The sequence below is a fragment of the Streptomyces sp. NPDC030798 genome (assembly GCF_055572275.1).
This window is the reverse complement of sequence record NZ_JBVIDR010000006.1, coordinates 327,657-346,082: the sequence shown is the minus strand read 5'-3', so window position 1 is coordinate 346,082 and position 18,426 is coordinate 327,657. Positions and strand designations below refer to the sequence as shown.

Sequence of the window (18,426 nt, the reverse complement as noted above, 5' to 3'; positions counted from 1 at the left end):
ATTCAAGATTGGGCCCGAAGGGGGTGTTGCGCTGTCCCCACCTTCCGTAACGTCCTCAACTGGCGGCGGTGAATATGCCGCTGCCGCCGTGGGGGAGCCTCGATTCGGGAGAGGACGGCGCCGGTATGGGCTGGGTAACCGACTGGAGTGCGCAGGCTGCCTGCCGCACTACCGATCCGGATGAACTGTTCGTTCAGGGAGCAGCGCAGAACAGGGCCAAGGCGGTGTGCACCGGATGCCCGGTACGCACGGAATGCCTGGCCGACGCGCTGGACAACCGCGTCGAGTTCGGCGTGTGGGGAGGCATGACGGAGCGGGAGCGCCGCGCACTGCTGCGCCGGCGGCCCACGGTGACCTCCTGGCGCAGGCTGCTGGAGACCGCCCGCTCGGAGTACGAGCGCGGGGTGGGCATCGTGCCCCTCGACGACGACGAGGTGTACGAGAACTACGCGGCGGTGAGCTGAGGGCTTCGCCCTTCCGGTGCCGCGACATCATCCCGGGGCAACTCCGGCCGGCCATCAGGCATGGGAAGCAATGGCCGGGGTGCGTGTCCTCCGGGGCGTGTCATCGGCACGTGTCTCCGGCGCGTGTGTTCGGGTGTGTTCTCTTCGGGCGCGTGTCTCCGGGCGTGCGTCTTCGGGCGTGTGCCTCCGGGTGTGCGTCTTCGGGCGTGTGCCTCCGGGTGTGCGTCTTCGGGCGTGTGCCTCCGGGTGTGCGTTGTCGGATGTTCGTCTTCGGGTGTGCGTCCTCCGCTACGTCGTCTCCGTATGCCCCGCCGCCAGCCGGTCCCCGATGTCACGCAGGCCCGTGAGGTCGTGCACGTCACCGGGCAGCGCGGGCACCTCGACGACCGCCACCTCGGGGTGGCGGGCGGTGAAGCGGCCACGCGTGCGCTGCTCGCGCGAGAGCAGCTGCATGCGGTCGGCGTGCAGCCTCAGCAGCCCGGCGGTCAGCTGGTCGACGGTGCGCTCCGGGGTGGCGGGGGAGCCTTCTTCGGAAGCGATGCCCTCGGCCGCGGTCTCGGCTGCGGGAGCTCCGGAAGCCGGAGACTCCGAGCCGGGAGACACAGCAGACCCTGACACGGGAGGCTCAGGAGGTTCTGAAGCGGGAGATTCTGAACTGCCGTACGTTTCGGGAGAGTTACGAAGTCCAGCTTTCCCGTCCCCCTGATCCACAATGCGGGGGTCCTCAAGATTTTCCGCGGCGGCGAGCGCACGCTCGGCCGACAGTCGGCCGGCGCCACTGCCGTGGACCCGGTTGAGCACCAGCCCCACCAGCGGCATGTCCTCCGCGGCCAGCCGCTCCACGAAGTACGCGGCCTCGCGCAGCGCGTCCCGCTCCGGGGCCGCCACCACCAGGAACGCCGTACCGGGTGCCTGGAGCAGCTTGTACGTCGCGTCCGCGCGCGTACGGAAGCCGCCGAAGGTGGTGTCCATCGCGGCCACGAACGTCTGCACGTCCTTCAGCAGCTGACCGCCCAGCAGCTTGCCCAGCGTGCCGGTCATCATCGACATGCCGACGTTGAGGAAGGCCATCCCGGCGCGGCCGCCGAGCTTGGCCGGAGCCGTCAGCAGCCGGATCAGCCGGCCGTCCAGGAAGGAGCCGAGCCGCTTGGGCGCGTCCAGGAAGTCCAGCGCCGACCGGGACGGCGGGGTGTCGACCACGATCAGGTCCCACTCGTCCCTGGCCCGCAGCTGCCCCAGCTTCTCCATCGCCATGTACTCCTGCGTGCCCGCGAAGCCCGCCGAGAGCGACTGGTAGAAGGGGTTCGCCAGGATCGCGGCCGCCCGGGCGGGGTCCGCGTGCGCCTCGACGACCTCGTCGAAGGTGCGCTTCATGTCGAGCATCATGGCGTGCAGTTCGCCGTCGCCCTCTGTGCCCTTCACCCGCCGGGGCACGTTGTCGAGCGAGTCGATGCCCATCGACTGGGCCAGCCTGCGCGCCGGGTCGATGGTGAGGACGACCACCTTGCGGCCCCGCTCGGCCGCCCTGAGGCCCAGTGCCGCCGCGGTCGTCGTCTTGCCCACGCCGCCGGAGCCGCAGCACACCACGATCCGGGTCTTCGGGTCGTCCAGCAGGGCGTCCACGTCGAGCACGCGCGCGGGGGAGAGAGGCGGACGGCCGGCCTCCTGGGCGGCCCTCGTCTGTGCCGGGTCCGGACTCATGACAACCCCTGCTTCCGCAGCTCGGTGGCGAGTTCGTACAGGCCCGCGAGGTCCATGCCCTCGGCGAGCAGCGGCAATTCGCCCAGCGGCAGGCCCAGCTCGCCGAGGACCGCGCGCTGCTCCTGCTCCAGCGCGTACCGCTCGGCGTACTCCGAGGCCTGCTCCAGCAGCGGGTCCACCAGCCGCTCGGCGTGCCCGCCGCGCCGCGCCCCGCCGAGCCCGGCGGCCGACAGGGCCTGCGCAACGGAAGAACGCGGCACGGTCCGGACGAGTTCCAGATCCGCCTCGTCCAACACCTCGGGACGGACCATGTTCACGATGATCCTGCCCACCGGCAGCCGCGCCGCGCGGAGTTCGGCGATGCCGTCGGCGGTCTCCTGGACCGGCATCTCCTCCAGCAGCGTCACCAGGTGCACCGCCGTCTCCGGGGACTTCAGCACCCGCATGACCGCCTGCGCCTGATTGTGTATCGGGCCGATCTTCGCCAGGCCCGCCACCTCGTCGTTGACGTTCAGGAAGCGGGTGATGCGGCCGGTCGGCGGCGCGTCCATGACCACGTAGTCGTAGACGAACCGACCGGACCTGTCCTTGCGGCGCACCGCCTCGCACGCCTTGCCGGTGAGGAGCACGTCTCTCAGCCCGGGCGCGATGGTGGTCGCGAAGTCGATCGCGCCGAGCTTCTTCAGGGCCCGTCCGGCACCGCCGAGCTTGTAGAACATCTGGAGATAGTCCAGAAGGGCCAGTTCGGGGTCGATGGCCAGGGCGTACACCTCCCCGCCCCCGGGCGCGACCGCGATCTTCCGTTCTTCGTAGGGCAGCGCTTCCGTCTCGAAGAGCTGTGCGATGCCCTGCCGGCCCTCGACCTCCACGAGAAGCGTCCGCTTCCCCTCGGTCGCGAGGGCCAGCGCGAGTGCGGCGGCGACCGTCGTCTTTCCGGTCCCGCCCTTGCCGCTGACGACCTGGAGCCTGCTCACGTCTTCGAGCCTAACCAGTCCGGCCGACCGTCACGCGGGAGGCTGTGGATAACGATGGTCACAGTCGGCCAGGTGTTCGGTGCCCTGCCCCTTCCGTCACAGCGGCTACAGTCGCCCCCATGACCAAGTGGGAATACGCAACCGTGCCACTGCTCGTCCACGCCACGAAGCAGATTCTGGACACCTGGGGCGACGACGGCTGGGAGCTGGTCCAGGTCGTGCCCGGGCCCAACCCCGAGCAGCTCGTGGCCTACCTGAAGCGGCAGAAGCCGGCACAGCAGGAGCGGCAGGTATGAGCGCGGTCGAGGCCAAGCTGGCCGAACTGGGGCTGACCCTGCCGGAGGTCGTGCCGCCGCTGGCCGCCTACCAGCCGGCCGTGCAGTCCGGCGTGTACGTCTACACCGCCGGTCAGCTGCCGATGGTGGAGGGCAAGCTGCCGGTGACCGGCAAGGTGGGCGCCGAGGTCACCCCGGAGGAGGCCAAGGAGCTGGCCCGTACGTGCGCGCTGAACGCGCTGGCCGCCGTGAAGTCCGTCGCCGGTGACCTGGACCGCATCGCGCGCGTGGTGAAGGTCGTCGGGTTCGTCGCCTCGGCCGCCGACTTCACCGGGCAGCCCGGTGTCGTCAACGGCGCCAGCGAACTGCTCGGCGAGGTCCTCGGCGACAAGGGCGTGCACGCACGCAGCGCGGTCGGCGTCGCGGTACTGCCGCTGGACGCGCCGGTGGAGGTCGAGATCCAGGTCGAGCTGGTTCCCTGACCCCGCCGGCCGGTGCGTTCTGAGGTGCCGTCGGCCCGCTGACCTCGGGCAGCCCTCGAACATTCGCCCTATACGGGATAGCCTCCGGCCATGGCGAACGGTCAGTGGTACCCCCCGGAGTGGCCGGACCGCATCCGCGCGCTCGCGGACGGCACCCTCACACCGGTGTCCCCCAGGCGCGCGGCGACCGTGCTGCTCCTGCGGGACACCGCCGCCGGCCCGGTCGTCCACATGCTGCGCAGACGCGCCTCCATGGCCTTCGCCGGAGGCGCGTACGCCTATCCCGGCGGCGGCGTCGACCCGCGCGACGACGACCGCCAGGTCCGCTGGGCGGGCCCCACGCGCGCGTGGTGGGCCGAGCGGCTCGGCGTCGACGAGAGCGGCGCGCAGGCGATCGTCTGCGCGGCCGTCCGGGAGACGTACGAGGAGGCGGGCGTCCTGCTCGCCGGGCCCGGCCCGGACTCGGTCGTCGGTGACACCACCGGTGCGGACTGGGAGGCGGACCGGGCCGCCCTGGTCGCGCGCGAGCTGTCCTTCGCGGAGTTCCTGGACCGGCGCGGTCTGATGCTGCGCTCCGACCTGCTGGGTGCCTGGACGCGCTGGATCACCCCGGAGTTCGAGGCCCGCCGCTACGACACCTGGTTCTTCGTGGCCGCGCTCCCCGAGGGGCAGCGCACCCGCAACGCCTCCACGGAGGCCGACCGCACCGTGTGGATCCGCCCCGAGGAGGCGGCCGCCGGGTACGACCGGGGCGAGCTGCTGATGATGCCGCCCACCATCGCCACGCTGCGCCAGTTGCTGCCGTACGCCACCGCCGCCGAGGCGCTCGCCGCGGCCCCCGCGCGCGACATGACCCCGGTGCTGGCGAGCGCCCGCCTGGAGGACGGCCGGATCGTCCTGTCCTGGCCGGGGCACGACGAGTTCACCAAGCACATCCCCACCGTCCCGACGAGCACCGGTGGAGGCCCCGCATGACCGACGCAGCCGCCCTGCCCGGCCAGCCCCGGGGCGGGGTCCTGTCCGGGCCGGCCACCGAGCGGGCGGTCAACGTCCTCGCCCCGAACGCCTCCGCGATGACCCTGGACGGCACCAACACCTGGATCGTGGCCGAGCCCGACTCGGACCGGGCCGTGGTGATAGACCCGGGCCCGCTGGACGACGCCCATCTGCGGGCCGTGGTCGACACGGCCGAGAAGGCCGGCAGGCGCATAGCCCTGACCCTGCTCACCCACGGCCACCCCGACCACGCCGAGGGCGCCGCGCGGTTCGCGGAGCTGACGGGCACGCGCGTGCGTGCGCTGGATCCGGCGCTGCGGCTCGGCGACGAGGGCCTGGCCGCCGGGGACGTCGTCACGGTCGACGGCCTCGAGCTGAGAGTCGTGCCGACGCCCGGGCACACCGCGGACTCGCTCTGCTTCCACCTCCCGGCCGACCGGGCGGTGCTGACCGGCGACACCGTTCTCGGACGCGGTACGACGGTGGTCGCGCACCCGGACGGCCGTCTCGGCGACTACCTGGACTCCCTGCGCCGTCTCAGGTCGCTCACCGTCGACGACGGCGTCCACACGGTCCTGCCGGGCCACGGACCGGTCCTGGAGGACGCCCAGGGCGTCATCGAGTTCTACCTGGCCCACCGCGCCCACCGCCTCGCCCAGGTCGAGACGGCCGTGGAGGACGGCTACCGCACCCCCGCCCAGGTCGTCGCCCGCGTGTACGCCGACGTGGACCGCTCCCTGTGGCCGGCGGCCGAACTGTCGGTGCGGGCCCAGCTGGAGTACCTGCGCGAGCACGGGCTCATCTAGAGCCCTGGCGCACGCGTGGTCGTGCCGCTCGGGAAGCCGGTCTCAGTCCGCCGGCCGCGGGGCCTTCACGCCGTGCACGCGCGCGTACTCCGCGGCGAGCCAGGGGCCGAGGTCGTCCACGTACGACGCCAGGACGCTCCGGTCGCCGACGGGCTCGTAGCCGTACTCCGCCGCCGTGCCCAGCTGTCCGGCGCGCTCGGGGTAGTAGGCGCCGGACACGGCGGCCATCTCCCGCAGGTCGCTCGTCCAGCCCTGCCAGCGGGGCATGACCAGGGTGAAGCCGGTGCGCACGAGATGCCGGGACATGAAGCGGACGAGCGGCCGCCGGGCCTCCTCCGTGTCCTCGGCCGCCGTGATCCGCCGGCGCCAGCGCGGCAGCAGCCGGGCCAGGTCGCCGTTGGTCTCGCGGGCCAGCAAGGAGTCGGGGCGGTAGCGGGGCAGGTGCCCGGCGAGGTCGTCGCCGAGCAGCGGGGTGCACAGACAGGCCACGAACCAGCCGAGGTCGTACCTCTCGGCCTCGCTCAGCAACCGCTGCCGGCCGTGGAGCAGCGTGCCGACGCCGTCGATCTGCTCGAACTCCTCGTCCAGCGCCGCACCGAGGGCGCGCACGGCCTCCCGGTCGGCGTCCTGAGGCTCCTCGTCCAGGGCGACCAGCAGGTCCAGATCGCTGCGCCCCACGCGCGCGGTGCCGCGCGGAATCGACCCGTAGAGGTACGCACTGTGCAGGCGGGTGCCGAAGAGATCCGGCAGCCGGTCGCGCGCGGCGGTCACGACCGGGCGGAAGACGGGCTGCACGCGCGCGAGGGAGCCTTCGCGCGCGAGGAACCCCTGGGCGTCGAGGCCGTGCGGAACGGGAGGTTCGGGCATGCGGTCACTGTGCCCCGGCAGAACCGGTGGAGCACAGCGATTTTCGCCCGTCCGGCAACAGGCGGTGTCGGTCAGCGCGAGCGCTTCGCGAGCCTCTCCACGTCCAGCAGGATCACGGCCCGCGCCTCCAGGCGCAGCCATCCGCGCTGGGCGAAGTCCGCCAGGGCCTTGTTCACGGTCTCGCGCGAGGCGCCGACCAGCTGGGCCAGCTCCTCCTGCGTGAGGTCGTGGACGACGTGGATGCCCTCCTCGGACTGCACGCCGAAGCGGCGGGAGAGGTCCAGCAGGGCGCGCGCCACGCGCCCGGGGACGTCGGAGAAGACCAGGTCGGACATGGCGTCGTTGGTCTTGCGCAGACGACGGGCGACGGCGCGCAGCAGGGCGCCGGCCACCTCGGGGCGCACGTTCAGCCAGGGCTGCAGGTCGCCGTGGCCGAGACCGAGCAGCTTGACCTCGGTCAGCGCGGTCGCGGTGGCCGTGCGGGGGCCCGGGTCGAACAGCGACAGCTCGCCGATCAGCTCGCCGGGGCCGACGACGGCGAGCATGTTCTCGCGGCCGTCGGGGGAGGTGCGGTGCAGCTTGACCTTGCCCTCGGTGACGACGTACAGCCGGTCGCCGGGGTCGCCCTCGTGGAACAGCGAGTCGCCGCGTGCGAGGGTCACCTCACTCATGGAGGCGCGAAGCTCCGCGGCCTGCTCGTCGTCGAGAGCCGCGAAGAGCGGGTTGCGCCGCAGAACGTCGTCCACTGAGTTCTCTCCTTGTCGACCTGCTCAGGGGATCTTGCTCCCCCGTGTGCCAGGGGACCGTGTTCCCCATTTTGCCGGACGGTCCAAACAGTGTGATCTGTCACAAGGATGCCGCACAGGTGTCCCGAGGTAAGCGGCAGGGGTCCAATCGGGGGCTGATCTTCCGGGTCCGGGACGATTGTCGGTGCCGGGCTTTAGGCTGGCCGGGTGTCCAAATCGCCGGTGAGAGCACAGGCCAAGGGGGCTGGGCGGGTGGTTGTACGTCGCGATTCCGCTGTGGGCGAACAGGATCCCGATGGTGGTGAGAAAATCGGCAAATCGGTTAAAAGGGGCGCCGTGGGTGAGAAGGCCGTGAGCGCGAGGAAGGCTGCCGTGAAGAAGGCCTCGCCGGTCAGGAAGGTCGCGGCGAAGCCGCCGGCCGAGGAGTCGCGCACGGCGCTCGTCCGCCGCGCCCGCCGCATCAACCGCGAGCTCGCCGAGGTCTACCCGTACGCGCACCCGGAGCTGGACTTCGACAACCCCTTCCAGCTGGTGGTGGCCACGGTGCTGTCGGCCCAGACCACCGACCTGCGCGTCAACCAGACGACCCCGGCGCTCTTCGCGAAGTACCCCACCCCCGAGGACCTGGCCGCGGCCAACCCGGAGGAGGTCGAGGAGATCCTGCGCCCCTGCGGCTTCTTCCGGGCCAAGACCAAGTCCGTCATAGGGCTGTCCAAGGCGCTCGTGGCGGACTTCGGCGGCCAGGTGCCCGGCAGGCTGGAGGACCTGGTCAAGCTGCCCGGCGTCGGCCGCAAGACCGCCTTCGTCGTGCTCGGCAACGCGTTCGGGCGGCCCGGCATCACCGTGGACACGCACTTCCAGCGGCTGGTGCGGCGCTGGAAGTGGACCGAGGAGACCGAGCCCGACAAGATCGAGGCGGCCATCGGCGCGCTGTTCCCGAAGAGCGACTGGACCGACCTCTCCCACCACGTGATCTGGCACGGCCGGCGCATGTGCCACGCGCGCAAGCCCGCGTGCGGCGCCTGCCCCATCGCCCCGCTCTGCCCGGCCTACGGCGAGGGCGAGACCGACCCGGAGAAGGCGAAGAAGCTCCTGAAGTACGAGAAGGGCGGCTTCCCGGGCCAGCGCCTGAAGCCCCCGCAGGCCTACCTCGACGCGGGCGGCAGGCCGGCGCCGCCGCTGGGGGCCGGATGACGGAACGATCTCGGTGCCCTCGGGCGTTGGACACGGCAGGACGGGGGTGGCGATGACGTACACGCGCGACACGCAGGACGGCCCGGTGACGCTGAGCAAGGAGGGCCTGCCCGGCTGGCTGGATCCGGTGGTGCGGGCGGCGGAGACGGTCGAGCCGCTCCAGCTCAGCCGCTTCCTGCCGCCGGAGAACGGCTCGGGGCGCCAGTCGGCGGTGCTCATCCTGTTCGGCGAGGGCGAGCGGGGCCCCGAGCTGCTGCTCATCGAGCGGGCCGGCTCGCTGCGCTCCCACGCCGGGCAGCCCTCCTTCCCCGGCGGCGCCCTCGACCCGGAGGACGGCGACCCGCGGGGCGACGGGCCGCTCAGAGCCGCGCTGCGCGAGGCCGAGGAGGAGACCGGCCTCGACCCGTCCGGCGTGCAGCTCTTCGGCGCGCTGCCCTCGCTCTACATCCCGGTCAGCGGCTTCGTCGTCACCCCCGTGCTCGGCTGGTGGCGCAAGCCCAGCCCGGTCGGCGTCGTGGACCCGAACGAGACCGCCCGTGTCTTCACCGTCCCCGTGGCGGATCTCACGGATCCCACGAACCGCGCCACCACCGTCCACCCCAGCGGCCACCGAGGTCCGGCATTCCTGGTCGAATCGGCCCTGGTGTGGGGTTTCACCGCCGGAGTGATCGACCGCCTGCTGCACTTCGCGGGCTGGGAGCGCCCCTGGGACAGGGAGAAGCAGGTCCCGCTCGACCGGCGGTCATGACAGGGTGAACCCCGTGCTGTGTCGTCCCGGGGGCGCGGTGCCCCGCCGCCGTGGTGCGCGGGGCCGGGCTCCCGGCCGAGCTGCCCGGACCGGAGTGGATAGGCGAGGCCTGAAGCGGTGAACGTGCTGGACATCCTGTTGCTGGTCGCGGCCGTGTGGTTCGCGGTCGTCGGCTACCGCCAGGGCTTCGTCGTCGGCATCCTGTCGGTGATCGGTTTCCTCGGCGGAGGCCTCGTCGCCGTGTACACGCTGCCGGTCGTCTGGGACGCGGCGACCGGTGAGGCGCAGGTCGGCATGGTCGCAGCCATCGTCGCCGTGGTCGTCGTCATCGTCTGCGCCTCCGTCGGACAGGCCCTGACCACCCACCTCGGCAACAAGGTGCGCCGGTACATCACCTGGTCCCCGGCCCGCGCCCTGGACGCCACCGGCGGTGCGCTGGTCAACGTCCTGGCGATGCTCCTGGTCGCCTGGCTGCTCGGCTCCGCGCTCGCCCAGACCACGCTCCCCACCATGGGCCGGGAGGTGCGCGGCTCCAAGGTGCTGCTGGGCGTGCAGGAAGTGCTGCCCGACGAGGCCGGCACCTGGTTCAAGGACTTCACCTCGGTCCTCGGGCAGAACGGGTTCCCGCAGGTCTTCAGCCCGTTCTCCGACGAGCCGATCAAGGAGGTCAAGCCGCCCGACCCCGCCCTCGCCCACAGCGGGGTCGCGCTGCGCGCGCAGCGGTCCATCGTCAAGGTGACGGGCACCGCCCAGAGCTGCGGAAAGGTGCTGGAGGGCAGCGGCTTCGTGTTCGCCGACCGCCGCGTCATGACCAACGCGCACGTCGTCGGGGGCGTCGACGAGCCCACCGTGCAGATCGGGGGAGTGGGCCGCCGGTACGACGCGAAGGTCGTGCTCTACGACTGGAAGCGCGACATCGCCGTCCTCGACGTACCCGACCTGAAGGCGACCGCCCTGAAGTTCGCCCCGCGCGACGCGGCCGACGGCGACGGCGCGATCGTCGCGGGCTTCCCGGAGAACGGGGCGTACGACGTGCGCGCCGCGCGGGTCCGCGGGCGCATCACGGCCCACGGCCCGGACATCTACCACCGTGGCACGGTCAGCCGCGACGTCTACTCCCTGTACGCGACCGTCCGCCAGGGCAACTCCGGTGGCCCGCTGCTCACCCCCCAGGGCAGGGTCTACGGCGTGGTGTTCGCCAAGTCCCTCGACGACGCCGACACCGGCTACGCCCTCACGGCGGACGAGATCCAGCAGGACATCGTCCGTGGCCGTACGGCGAACGAGCAGGTGGGCACCGACAGCTGCGCCCTGTGACGGCGGGAGGCGGCGGGCGGCTCAGCCGCGCGGGTGACGCAGACGCACCGAGACCCAGCGCGCCCGGCGGCGCAGGATGCGCGGAATCCCCACCCTGAGTTCCGCCTCCGCCAGCTGCGGGGCGCCGCGCTGCGAGGAGACCGGCCCGGCGGCGGGGCGGCGGTTGCGGGGTGCGTCACTGTAGTCGTGCGTCCAGCCCATACCCGGACTTGTGCCCTGCCCCAAGGTCGATAACCGCCTGCGCGGCCCCCAATTGGCCTATGCGGCAGGCATGTGGCCGTTCGAGGGACATGTGTTCAGCAACCGGACGGCAACCGGACACTCCGTGCACCGCCCCGCTCACCGGTCCGGCTCGGGATCCTTCAGCCAGTTGACGAGCTCGGTGGAGAACGCCGCCGGGTCTTCCTCGTGCGGGAAGTGCCCGAGGCCGTCGAACAGGCGCCAGCGGTAGGGGGCTTCGACGTACTCGCCCGAACCGGCCGTGCTGCGCGTGCGGGTGACCGGGTCGAGGGAGCCGTGCAGATGCAGCGTGGGCACCCTGACCGGCCGCTTCATCCTGCGGTTGAACTGGATGCCGTCCGGGCGGGCCAGCGAGCGCACCAGCCAGCGGTACGGCTCGATCGCGCAGTGCGCGGTCGACGGGATGCACATGGCCCGCTGGTACGTCTCCACGGCCTCGTCCTCCGGCAGCCGCGGCCCGGACCACTCCCGGATCAACCGGCCCACCAGCGCGCCGTCGTCGGCGGTCAGCTGCCGCTCGGGGATCCACGGCCGCTGGAAGCCCCAGATGTAGGAACTCGCGGCCGTCTGCCGGGCGTCCCGCAGCATCGCGGAGCGCCAGCGCCGAGGGTGCGGCATCGAGACGACTGCGAGCCGCCGTACGAGCTTGGGGCGCATCGCCGCGGCCGTCCACGCCAGATAGCCGCCCAGGTCGTGGCCGACCAGCGCCGCGTCCGGCTCGCCGAGCGAGCGGACCACGCCGGTGACGTCGAGGGCGAGGTTGGCGGGGTCGTACCCGCGCGGGGTGCGGTCGCTGCCGCCGACGCCCCGCAGGTCCATGGCCACCGCGCGGTAGCCCGCGTCGGCGAGCGCGACCAGCTGGTGGCGCCAGGTCCACCAGAACTGCGGGAAGCCGTGCAGCAACAGCACCAGGGGGCCGTCGCCGAGTTCGGCGATGTGGAAGCGGGCGCCGTTGGCGGCGACGTCGCGGTGTGTCCAGGGTCCTTCGAGCCGTACGGCCGAAGGAGCGGCGGGCTCCGTCATGACGACGAGCGTGCCACAGCCTCGATGGCCTGGGGCGCCCGGTCCTCGGTCAGTTCCGGGCGCGGATGCGGCTTGGCGTTCTGCAGCACGCCCGCCGTCTCCTTCATCGACGCGGCGACCTTCTGCGGGCCCTTGCTCTTCTTGGCCTTCTTCGCGAACACCGTGCCGATCAGTGCGAGCAGGCCGGCGATCAGTACGTTGGCCAGGAAGGACAGCAGGAAGCAGACGGCCAGGTTCCAGCCGCTCCAGGTCCGAATGCCGTACGCCAGCGCGAAGTTGAGCATCGGCAGGGAGAACACCAGCACCGCGCCGGCCACCGAGAACGCGCCGCCGCTGACCGCGCCGCGCTTGACGTCCTGTTTGAGCTGAGCCTTGGCCAGCGCGATCTCGTCGTGCACCAGCGCCGACAATTCGGTCGTCGCCGAGGCGAACAGCTGGCCGATGCTGCGTTCGGCGCCGACCGGGCTGCCGTCGGGTGCGCTCATCGCGTTCTCCCTGTGAAGTCGTGTCTGCCGCATGGGGACTGCCCCCCTGGGCTGTCTGCCGGACGGGGCTGCCTGCCGCATGGGGCCGTCTTGTTTTGTACCGTCTCGTCAGATCATGCCGGACGGCCGTCCTCCTCGCCTGCCCCGCCCGGCACTTCTTGAAGCCCGTGGCGCGCCGCCTCGGCCTTCTCGGCGGCGATGCGCCGGTGCTCGGCGGCCTTGTCCTCGTAGATCCTCGCCATCCGCAGGTGGTAGGCGGGATCGTCCTCCTCGTAGACGTCCGGGATGCCGTCGAGGTCCTCGTCGCGCTCCTCGTCCGCGCACAGCCTGCGGTACTTGGCGTTGCGTATCTTCAGCAGCACGGTGGCGCACAGGGCCGCGATCAGCGAGCCGGTGAGGACGGAGGCCTTCACCTCGTCGGTGAGGACCGCGTCGCCGTCGAAGGCCAGTTCGCCGATGAGCAGTGAGACGGTGAAGCCGATCCCGGCGAGCGTGGCCACGGCGAACACGTCGGCCCAGGCGAGGTCCTCGCTGAGGGAGGCACGGGTGAAGCGGACGGTCAGCCAGGTGCCGCCGAAGATGCCGAGCGTCTTGCCCAGGACCAGACCGAGCACCACCCCGAGCGTCTCCGGCTTGGTGAACACGTCCCCGAGCGCCCCGCCCGACACCGTCACCCCCGCACTGAACAGCGCGAACAGCGGTACGGCGAGCCCGGCCGACAGCGGCCGCACCAGGTGCGCGATGTGCTCGCCCGGCGAGTGCTCCTCGCCCTCGCGGGTGGTGCAGCGCAGCATCAGGCCCATGGCGACGCCCGCGATGGTCGCGTGCACGCCGCTGTTGTACATCAGTGCCCAGATCACCAGCCCCAGCGGCACGTACACGTACCAGCCGCGCACCCCCTTGCGCAGGAGCAGCCAGAACACCACCAGCCCGGCGGCGGCGCCGCCGAGCGCGGGAAGACTGATCCGGTCCGTGAAGAAGACCGCGATGATCAGGATCGCGAAGAGATCGTCGACGACCGCGAGGGTCAGCAGAAAGGCGCGCAGGGCACTGGGCAGCGAGGTGCCGATGACCGCGAGGACGGCCAGCGCGAAGGCGATGTCGGTGGCGGTGGGCACCGCCCAGCCCCGGAGGGAGCCGCCCCCGGTGAGGCTGGTGAGGGTGTAGACCAGCGCCGGTGCGGCCATGCCGCACAGCGCCGCCACCACGGGCAGCGCCGCCGCTCTCGGGTCGCGCAGGTCCCCGGCGACCAGCTCGCGCTTGAGCTCGATGCCGGCCACGAAGAAGAACACCGCGAGCAGTCCGTCGGCGGCCCAGTGGGCGACCGAGAGGTGCAGGCCGAGGGCGGCGGGGCCGAAGTGGAAGTGGCTGACGGACTCGTAGCTGTGGCGCAGGGCCGGGATGTTCGCCCAGACGAGCGCGGCCACGGCGGCGAGCAGCAGCAGGACGCCGCCGACGGTCTCGGTGCGCAGCGCGTCCGCGACGACGGTCCGCTCGGGCAGGGACAGGCGTCCAAGGACCTTGCGGGCGGGGTGCGGGGTGCGGGACGCGGCCACGGTGGGGACCTCCGGGTCGGTACGGCGTCTGTCGGCCGTCGCGGGGTCGCCGACGGCTTCGCCGACCAGACTTCCCGGCACACCATGGAGCTGCCAGTTTACCCGGCTTTACCGTGTGAGGTCAGTGTGGCGAACGAACGGGGGTGCCCGACCGGACCGGGCACCCCCGTTCGACGCCGTCCTCAGTCCTCGCTCGGCGCCGCCGGAAGCTTGGCCTGGATGAGGTCCATGACCGTGGAGTCGGTCAGCGTGGTGACGTCACCGAGCTGGCGGTTCTCGGCCACGTCCCGCAGCAGGCGGCGCATGATCTTGCCCGACCGGGTCTTCGGCAGCTCCGCCACCGGCAGGATCCGCTTGGGCTTGGCGATCGGGCCGAGCGTGGCGCCGACGTGGTCGCGCAGCTCGCCGATCAGCTTCTCGTCCTCGGACGCCGTGCCGCGCAGGATGACGAACGCGACGATGGCCTGGCCGGTGGTCTCGTCGGTGGCGCCGACGACGGCCGCCTCGGCGACCGACGGGTGCGAGACGAGCGCCGACTCCACCTCGGTGGTGGAGATGTTGTGCCCGGAGACCAGCATGACGTCGTCGACCCGGCCGAGCAGCCAGATGTCGCCGTCGTCGTCCTTCTTCGCCCCGTCACCGGCGAAGTACCGGCCCTCGAAGCGGGACCAGTAGGTGTCGATGAACCGCTGGTCGTCGCCCCAGATGGTGCGCAGCATCGAGGGCCACGGCTCGGTGAGGACCAGGTAGCCACCGCCGCCGTCGGGCACCTCGTTCGCCTCGTCGTCGACCACGGTCGCGCAGATGCCGGGCAGCGGGGTCTGCGCGGAGCCGGGCTTGGCGGCGGTCACACCGGGCAGCGGCGAGATCATCATCGCGCCGGTCTCGGTCTGCCACCAGGTGTCCACGACCGGCGTCCGGTCGGCGCCGATGTTCTTGCGGTACCAGATCCACGCCTCGGGGTTGATCGGCTCGCCCACGGAACCGAGGACCCGCAGCGAGGACAGGTCGAAGTTGGCGGGGATGTCGTCGCCCCACTTCATGAACGTACGGATCGCGGTGGGCGCGGTGTAGAGGATCGTGACCCGGTACTTCTCCACGATCTCCCAGAACCGGCCCTGGTGCGGGGTGTCCGGCGTGCCCTCGTACATGACCTGGGTCGCGCCGTTGGCCAGCGGGCCGTACACGATGTACGAGTGCCCGGTGACCCAGCCGACGTCGGCCGTGCACCAGTAGACGTCGGTCTCCGGCTTGAGGTCGAAGACCGCCCAGTGGGTGTAGGCGCACTGTGTGAGGTAGCCGCCGGAGGTGTGCAGGATGCCCTTCGGCTTCCCGGTCGTACCCGAGGTGTAGAGGATGAACAGCGGGTGCTCGGCCTCGAACGCCTCCGGGGTGTGCTCGGCGGACTGCCGTCCCACCAGCTCGTGCCACCACACGTCCCGCTCGCCGTCCCAGGCCACGTCCTGCCCGGTACGGCGCACCACCAGCACGTGCTCGACGTTGTCGACCTTGGCGATCGCCTCGTCGACGGCCGGCTTGAGCGCGGACGGCTTGCCGCGCCGCCAGCCGCCGTCGGCCGTGATGACGATCCTGGCGTCCGCGTCCTGGATCCGGGTGGCGAGCGCGTCGGCCGAGAAGCCGCCGAAGACGACCGAGTGCGCGGCGCCGATCCGGGCCGAGGCCAGCATCGCGATCGCGGTCTCCGGGATCATCGGCATGTAGATGGCGACCCGGTCGCCCTTGCGGACACCGAGCTCGAGCAGGGCGTTGGCGGCCTTGCAGACCTCGTCCTTCAGCTCCGCGTAGGTGATCGACCGGCTGTCGCCGGGCTCGCCCTCGAAGTGGATGGCGACCCGGTCCCCGAGCCCGGCCTCGACATGCCGGTCCACGCAGTTGTACGCGACGTTCAGCTCGCCGTCCTTGAACCACTTCGCGAACGGCGGGTTCGACCAGTCCAGCGTCTCGGTCGGTTCCTTGGCCCAGGTCAGCCGGCGGGCCTGCTCGGCCCAGAAGCCGAGCCTGTCAGCCTTGGCCTGTTCGTACGCCTCCGCCGTGACGTTGGCGCCCGCGGCCAGGTCAGCGGGCGGCGCGAAGCGTCGCTCCTCCTTCAAGAGGTTGGCCAGGCTTTCGTTGCTCACGACATCTCCCTTTCCCAGGGTGTCCGTTGTGTCCCAGGCCACAGCTCATCAGACGCGGGGGGCCGATGACAAGGGTCGACGGCAAAATTGGTTTAGACCTGTCGGGTGGTGTGCTCCAGTACCTCCTCTCGCACCTCTTCGAACACCTCGCCGTCCGCGTCCGCGCCGAGCAGATACGCCTGCGCCTCGCCCACGTGGAAGTACATCCCGTGCAGCTCGAGCGCACCGGCCGCCAGCGCCCGGGCGACCGGCGCGTGGGCGCGCAGGTGTTCCAGCTGCTGCACCACGTTGGTCAGGCACAGCTCCTCCACCGCGTCGGCGGGCGCCCGCCCGGCCAGCCGGGGCTGGGTGCGGTGGTCGCCGGCCAGCCGCTCCAGGCTCGGCAGCCCGTGCCCGAGCCACCGCCTGAGCGGGGTGACCGCACCCCCGGGCTCGGCGGCCAGCAGGGCCTGCATCGCCCCGCACCCGGAGTGCCCGCACACCGTGATGGACCGCACCCCGAGCACGTCCACGGCGTACTCGATGGCGGCCGCCACCGAGTCGTCGCCGTGCTCCTCGCCCGGCGGCGGCACCAGGTTGCCGATGTTGCGGACGACGAACAGGTCGCCGGGACCACTGGCGGTGATCATCGACGTGACGAGCCGGGAGTCGGCACAGGTGAGGAAGAGCTGCGAGGGCCGCTGCCCCTCCCGCGCCAGCCGCGCCAGCTCCTCCCGCACCAGCGGCGCGGTGTTCCGCTGAAAGGAGCTGATGCCGCGGGCGAGTTCACGGGCGGCCGGGGTGGCCGGGGCGGTGGGTGCCCCGGTGAAGCAGGCCTGGTGGTTGCGCCACGGCGTCCAGGGCCGGCACCGGCACACCGCCGACGGGACCGGGGCGCCGGCTCCGACCGCGCTGTGCCGCCCCGTCAGCTCGGCGGTGCCGCCCCGCGCGGTGTGGGAACTGCGCCAGTCCTGCAGCGACTCGTACGCCGCGTGGTCCATGAACGAGCCGTCCAACTCCACGACGGCATGGGCGCCTTGGGGTACGAGATGCAGGGCTCGGCTGAGCCGGGGCACCGCGAGGAACGTCAGCTGGCCTCGTACATGGACGTGATGGACTCCCTTCTTCTCGTCGTGCGTGATACGGGTGCGGGTGAGGCGGTGCAGGGCCAGGGCGACCGCCACGGCGACCCCGAGGGCCACCCCCTGCAGGACGCCGAGGAACACCACGCCGAGTGTGGTGGCGGCGTACACCAGCACTTCGCGGTGGCGCGTCACCGTGCGGATGTGGTGCAGGGACACCATCTGGATGCCGACGGCCATCACCAGGGCGGCGAGCGAGGCGAGCGGGATCTGCTCCAGGAGCGGGACCATCAGCAGCGCGGCGACTACTACGAGAACGCCGTGCAGCATCGTGGAGTTCCGGCTCACGGCACCTGAATTCACATTTGCCGAACTCCGCACCGCCACGCCCGCGACGGGCAGTCCGCCGAGTGCCCCGGAGACGATGTTGGCGGCGCCCTGCCCGAGCAGCTCGCGATCCAGGTCCGAGCGCCCGACGTGGGCCTGCGGGCCGGGGCGGGACGCGACCAGCTTGTCCACGGCGACCGCGCCGAGCAGCGACTGCACGCTGCATACCAGGGTGGTGCTGAGCACGGCGGCGGCGATGCCGAGCACCGGCCCCTCGGGCAGTCCGGCCAGGGCGTGGCTGCGCCAGGACGGCAGGTCGACGCGGGGCAGGGTCAGCCCGGTCAGTCCGGCGGTGGCGGTGGCCCCGGCGACGGCGACCAGCGGGGCCGGGACCCTGCGCAGCACGCGGCCGGTGCGGCCGGGGATGCGCGGCCAGGCCAGCAGCAGGGTCAGGGTCAGGGCGCTCATCGACACGGCGGCCGGGTGCAGGCGGGCCAACTGGGCGGGCAGGGCCCTGAGGTTGGCGAGGACGGAGCTGTCCGGGCTGCCGCCGAGGACGATGTGCAACTGGGCCACGGCGATGGTGATGCCGATGCCGGCGAGCATGCCGTGCACCACGGCGGGGCTGACGGCGAGCGCGCCCCGCGCCACGCGCAGGCAACCGAGGCCCAGCTGGGCGAGCCCGGCGAGGACGGTGATGCCGCAGGTGGCCTGCCAGCCGTAGCGGTGGATCAGGTCGGCGGTGACCACCGTGAGTCCGGCGGCGGGCCCGCTGACCTGCAGCGGACAGCCGCCGAGCCGTCCGGCGACGAGTCCGCCGACGGCGGCGGCGACGAGGCCGGCCTGCAGCGGGGCGCCGGTGGCCAGGGCGATGCCGAGGGACAAGGGCAGGGCGATCAGGAACACCGCGACGGACGCGGACACATCGGCGCCCTGCGGGGTGAAGCGGCGGCGCCGGGCGGGCGGGCTGTGCGGGGGGTGGGGGTGCTGGGTGTGCGGGGGTGCGCAGGCTGACATGGTCCCGTC

18 protein-coding genes are annotated in these 18,426 nt (G+C 72.1%); 8 read left to right on the top strand and 10 right to left on the bottom strand.

Annotated elements, in window-relative coordinates:
* The first annotated feature begins 125 nt into the window (after positions 1 to 125).
* On the top strand, positions 126 to 464 hold the full coding sequence (gene wblA / locus ACZ404_RS16810) for a transcriptional regulator WblA (protein ID WP_468440403.1): 339 nt from the start codon (positions 126 to 128) through the stop codon (positions 462 to 464).
* Positions 465 to 752: 288 nt separating this feature from the next.
* Here the strand turns inward: wblA and bagB are convergent, their stop codons facing one another.
* Both bagB and bagA read right to left on the bottom strand, forming a co-directional pair.
* Entirely contained in the window at positions 753 to 2,165 is a 1,413-nt protein-coding gene (bagB, locus tag ACZ404_RS16805; protein WP_468440401.1) for an ATPase BagB, read from the bottom strand.
* Complete coding sequence (bagA, locus tag ACZ404_RS16800; RefSeq protein WP_468440399.1) at positions 2,162 to 3,139, bottom strand: ATPase BagA; 978 nt, start codon at positions 3,137 to 3,139, stop codon at positions 2,162 to 2,164. The genes bagB and bagA overlap by 4 nt, the downstream gene beginning before the upstream one ends.
* A 119-nt stretch (positions 3,140 to 3,258) precedes the next feature.
* On the opposite strand from bagA, the gene ACZ404_RS16795 reads away from it, so the two are divergent.
* The 4 genes from ACZ404_RS16795 to ACZ404_RS16780 all read left to right on the top strand — a co-directional run bounded on the left by ACZ404_RS16795 (position 3,259) and on the right by ACZ404_RS16780 (position 5,698).
* A complete protein-coding gene (locus ACZ404_RS16795; RefSeq protein ID WP_468440397.1) occupies positions 3,259 to 3,435 on the top strand; it encodes a DUF4177 domain-containing protein in 177 nt (58 codons plus the stop codon).
* On the top strand, positions 3,432 to 3,896 hold the full coding sequence (locus ACZ404_RS16790; RefSeq protein ID WP_468440395.1) for a RidA family protein: 465 nt from the start codon (positions 3,432 to 3,434) through the stop codon (positions 3,894 to 3,896). The genes ACZ404_RS16795 and ACZ404_RS16790 overlap by 4 nt, the downstream gene beginning before the upstream one ends.
* A gap of 90 nt (positions 3,897 to 3,986) precedes the next feature.
* On the top strand, positions 3,987 to 4,871 hold the full coding sequence (locus ACZ404_RS16785; protein ID WP_468440393.1) for an NUDIX hydrolase: 885 nt from the start codon (positions 3,987 to 3,989) through the stop codon (positions 4,869 to 4,871).
* Positions 4,868 to 5,698: an MBL fold metallo-hydrolase gene (locus tag ACZ404_RS16780; RefSeq protein WP_468440391.1), complete on the top strand. Its 831-nt coding sequence runs from the start codon at positions 4,868 to 4,870 to the stop codon at positions 5,696 to 5,698. Before ACZ404_RS16785 ends, ACZ404_RS16780 begins: the two co-directional genes overlap by 4 nt.
* Before the next feature lie 42 nt (positions 5,699 to 5,740).
* Here the strand turns inward: ACZ404_RS16780 and ACZ404_RS16775 are convergent, their stop codons facing one another.
* The gene (locus tag ACZ404_RS16775; protein ID WP_468440389.1) at positions 5,741 to 6,565 is read right to left on the bottom strand and encodes a nucleotidyltransferase domain-containing protein; all 825 of its coding nucleotides are present in this window, start codon (positions 6,563 to 6,565) and stop codon (positions 5,741 to 5,743) included.
* A 71-nt stretch (positions 6,566 to 6,636) separates the two neighbouring features.
* The gene (locus ACZ404_RS16770; protein ID WP_030734182.1) at positions 6,637 to 7,311 is read right to left on the bottom strand and encodes a Crp/Fnr family transcriptional regulator; all 675 of its coding nucleotides are present in this window, start codon (positions 7,309 to 7,311) and stop codon (positions 6,637 to 6,639) included.
* A 309-nt stretch (positions 7,312 to 7,620) separates the two neighbouring features.
* On the opposite strand from ACZ404_RS16770, the gene nth reads away from it, so the two are divergent.
* From nth to ACZ404_RS16755, 3 genes are all read left to right on the top strand, one after another.
* The gene (nth, locus tag ACZ404_RS16765) at positions 7,621 to 8,505 is read left to right on the top strand and encodes an endonuclease III (protein WP_468440603.1); all 885 of its coding nucleotides are present in this window, start codon (positions 7,621 to 7,623) and stop codon (positions 8,503 to 8,505) included.
* 52 nt (positions 8,506 to 8,557) lie between these two features.
* Positions 8,558 to 9,253, top strand: coding sequence for an NUDIX hydrolase (locus tag ACZ404_RS16760; RefSeq protein WP_468440387.1), 696 nt, complete (start codon positions 8,558 to 8,560; stop codon positions 9,251 to 9,253).
* A 117-nt stretch (positions 9,254 to 9,370) separates the two neighbouring features.
* A complete protein-coding gene (locus ACZ404_RS16755; RefSeq protein WP_468440385.1) occupies positions 9,371 to 10,570 on the top strand; it encodes a MarP family serine protease in 1,200 nt (399 codons plus the stop codon).
* Positions 10,571 to 10,591: 21 nt separating this feature from the next.
* On the opposite strand, the gene ACZ404_RS16750 is transcribed toward ACZ404_RS16755, so the two are convergent.
* The 6 genes from ACZ404_RS16750 to ACZ404_RS16725 form a co-directional block, all read right to left on the bottom strand.
* Positions 10,592 to 10,771 (bottom strand): hypothetical protein, encoded by a 180-nt coding sequence (locus tag ACZ404_RS16750; protein WP_468440383.1) that lies wholly within the window; start codon positions 10,769 to 10,771, stop codon positions 10,592 to 10,594.
* Between the two features lie 138 nt (positions 10,772 to 10,909).
* On the bottom strand, positions 10,910 to 11,833 hold the full coding sequence (locus ACZ404_RS16745; protein WP_468440381.1) for an alpha/beta fold hydrolase: 924 nt from the start codon (positions 11,831 to 11,833) through the stop codon (positions 10,910 to 10,912).
* Entirely contained in the window at positions 11,830 to 12,318 is a 489-nt protein-coding gene (locus ACZ404_RS16740) for a phage holin family protein (RefSeq protein WP_468440379.1), read from the bottom strand. The genes ACZ404_RS16745 and ACZ404_RS16740 overlap by 4 nt, the downstream gene beginning before the upstream one ends.
* Positions 12,319 to 12,431: 113 nt before the next feature.
* On the bottom strand, positions 12,432 to 13,874 hold the full coding sequence (gene nhaA / locus ACZ404_RS16735) for a Na+/H+ antiporter NhaA (protein WP_468440601.1): 1,443 nt from the start codon (positions 13,872 to 13,874) through the stop codon (positions 12,432 to 12,434).
* A 182-nt stretch (positions 13,875 to 14,056) separates the two neighbouring features.
* Positions 14,057 to 16,012, bottom strand: a complete 1,956-nt coding sequence (gene acs / locus ACZ404_RS16730) for an acetate--CoA ligase (RefSeq protein WP_468440377.1) — start codon at positions 16,010 to 16,012, stop codon at positions 14,057 to 14,059.
* 92 nt (positions 16,013 to 16,104) lie between these two features.
* Complete coding sequence (locus ACZ404_RS16725) at positions 16,105 to 18,417, bottom strand: SulP family inorganic anion transporter (RefSeq protein WP_468440375.1); 2,313 nt, start codon at positions 18,415 to 18,417, stop codon at positions 16,105 to 16,107.
* Between the last annotated feature and the right edge of the window lie 9 nt (positions 18,418 to 18,426).

What these genes read in the sequence shown, in the direction of transcription:
- wblA (WP_468440403.1), top strand. Translation starts at nt 126, where the DNA reads ATGGGCTGGGTAACCGACTGGAGTGCGCAGGCTGCCTGCCGCACTACC.
- ACZ404_RS16745 (WP_468440381.1), bottom strand. Translation starts at nt 11,833, where the DNA reads ATGACGGAGCCCGCCGCTCCTTCGGCCGTACGGCTCGAAGGACCCTGG.
- ACZ404_RS16790 (WP_468440395.1), top strand. Translation starts at nt 3,432, where the DNA reads ATGAGCGCGGTCGAGGCCAAGCTGGCCGAACTGGGGCTGACCCTGCCG.
- ACZ404_RS16775 (WP_468440389.1), bottom strand. Translation starts at nt 6,565, where the DNA reads ATGCCCGAACCTCCCGTTCCGCACGGCCTCGACGCCCAGGGGTTCCTC.
- ACZ404_RS16785 (WP_468440393.1), top strand. Translation starts at nt 3,987, where the DNA reads ATGGCGAACGGTCAGTGGTACCCCCCGGAGTGGCCGGACCGCATCCGC.
- ACZ404_RS16795 (WP_468440397.1), top strand. Translation starts at nt 3,259, where the DNA reads ATGACCAAGTGGGAATACGCAACCGTGCCACTGCTCGTCCACGCCACG.
- ACZ404_RS16750 (WP_468440383.1), bottom strand. Translation starts at nt 10,771, where the DNA reads ATGGGCTGGACGCACGACTACAGTGACGCACCCCGCAACCGCCGCCCC.
- bagB (WP_468440401.1), bottom strand. Translation starts at nt 2,165, where the DNA reads ATGAGTCCGGACCCGGCACAGACGAGGGCCGCCCAGGAGGCCGGCCGT.
- ACZ404_RS16740 (WP_468440379.1), bottom strand. Translation starts at nt 12,318, where the DNA reads ATGAGCGCACCCGACGGCAGCCCGGTCGGCGCCGAACGCAGCATCGGC.
- ACZ404_RS16760 (WP_468440387.1), top strand. Translation starts at nt 8,558, where the DNA reads ATGACGTACACGCGCGACACGCAGGACGGCCCGGTGACGCTGAGCAAG.
- ACZ404_RS16725 (WP_468440375.1), bottom strand. Translation starts at nt 18,417, where the DNA reads ATGTCAGCCTGCGCACCCCCGCACACCCAGCACCCCCACCCCCCGCAC.
- ACZ404_RS16780 (WP_468440391.1), top strand. Translation starts at nt 4,868, where the DNA reads ATGACCGACGCAGCCGCCCTGCCCGGCCAGCCCCGGGGCGGGGTCCTG.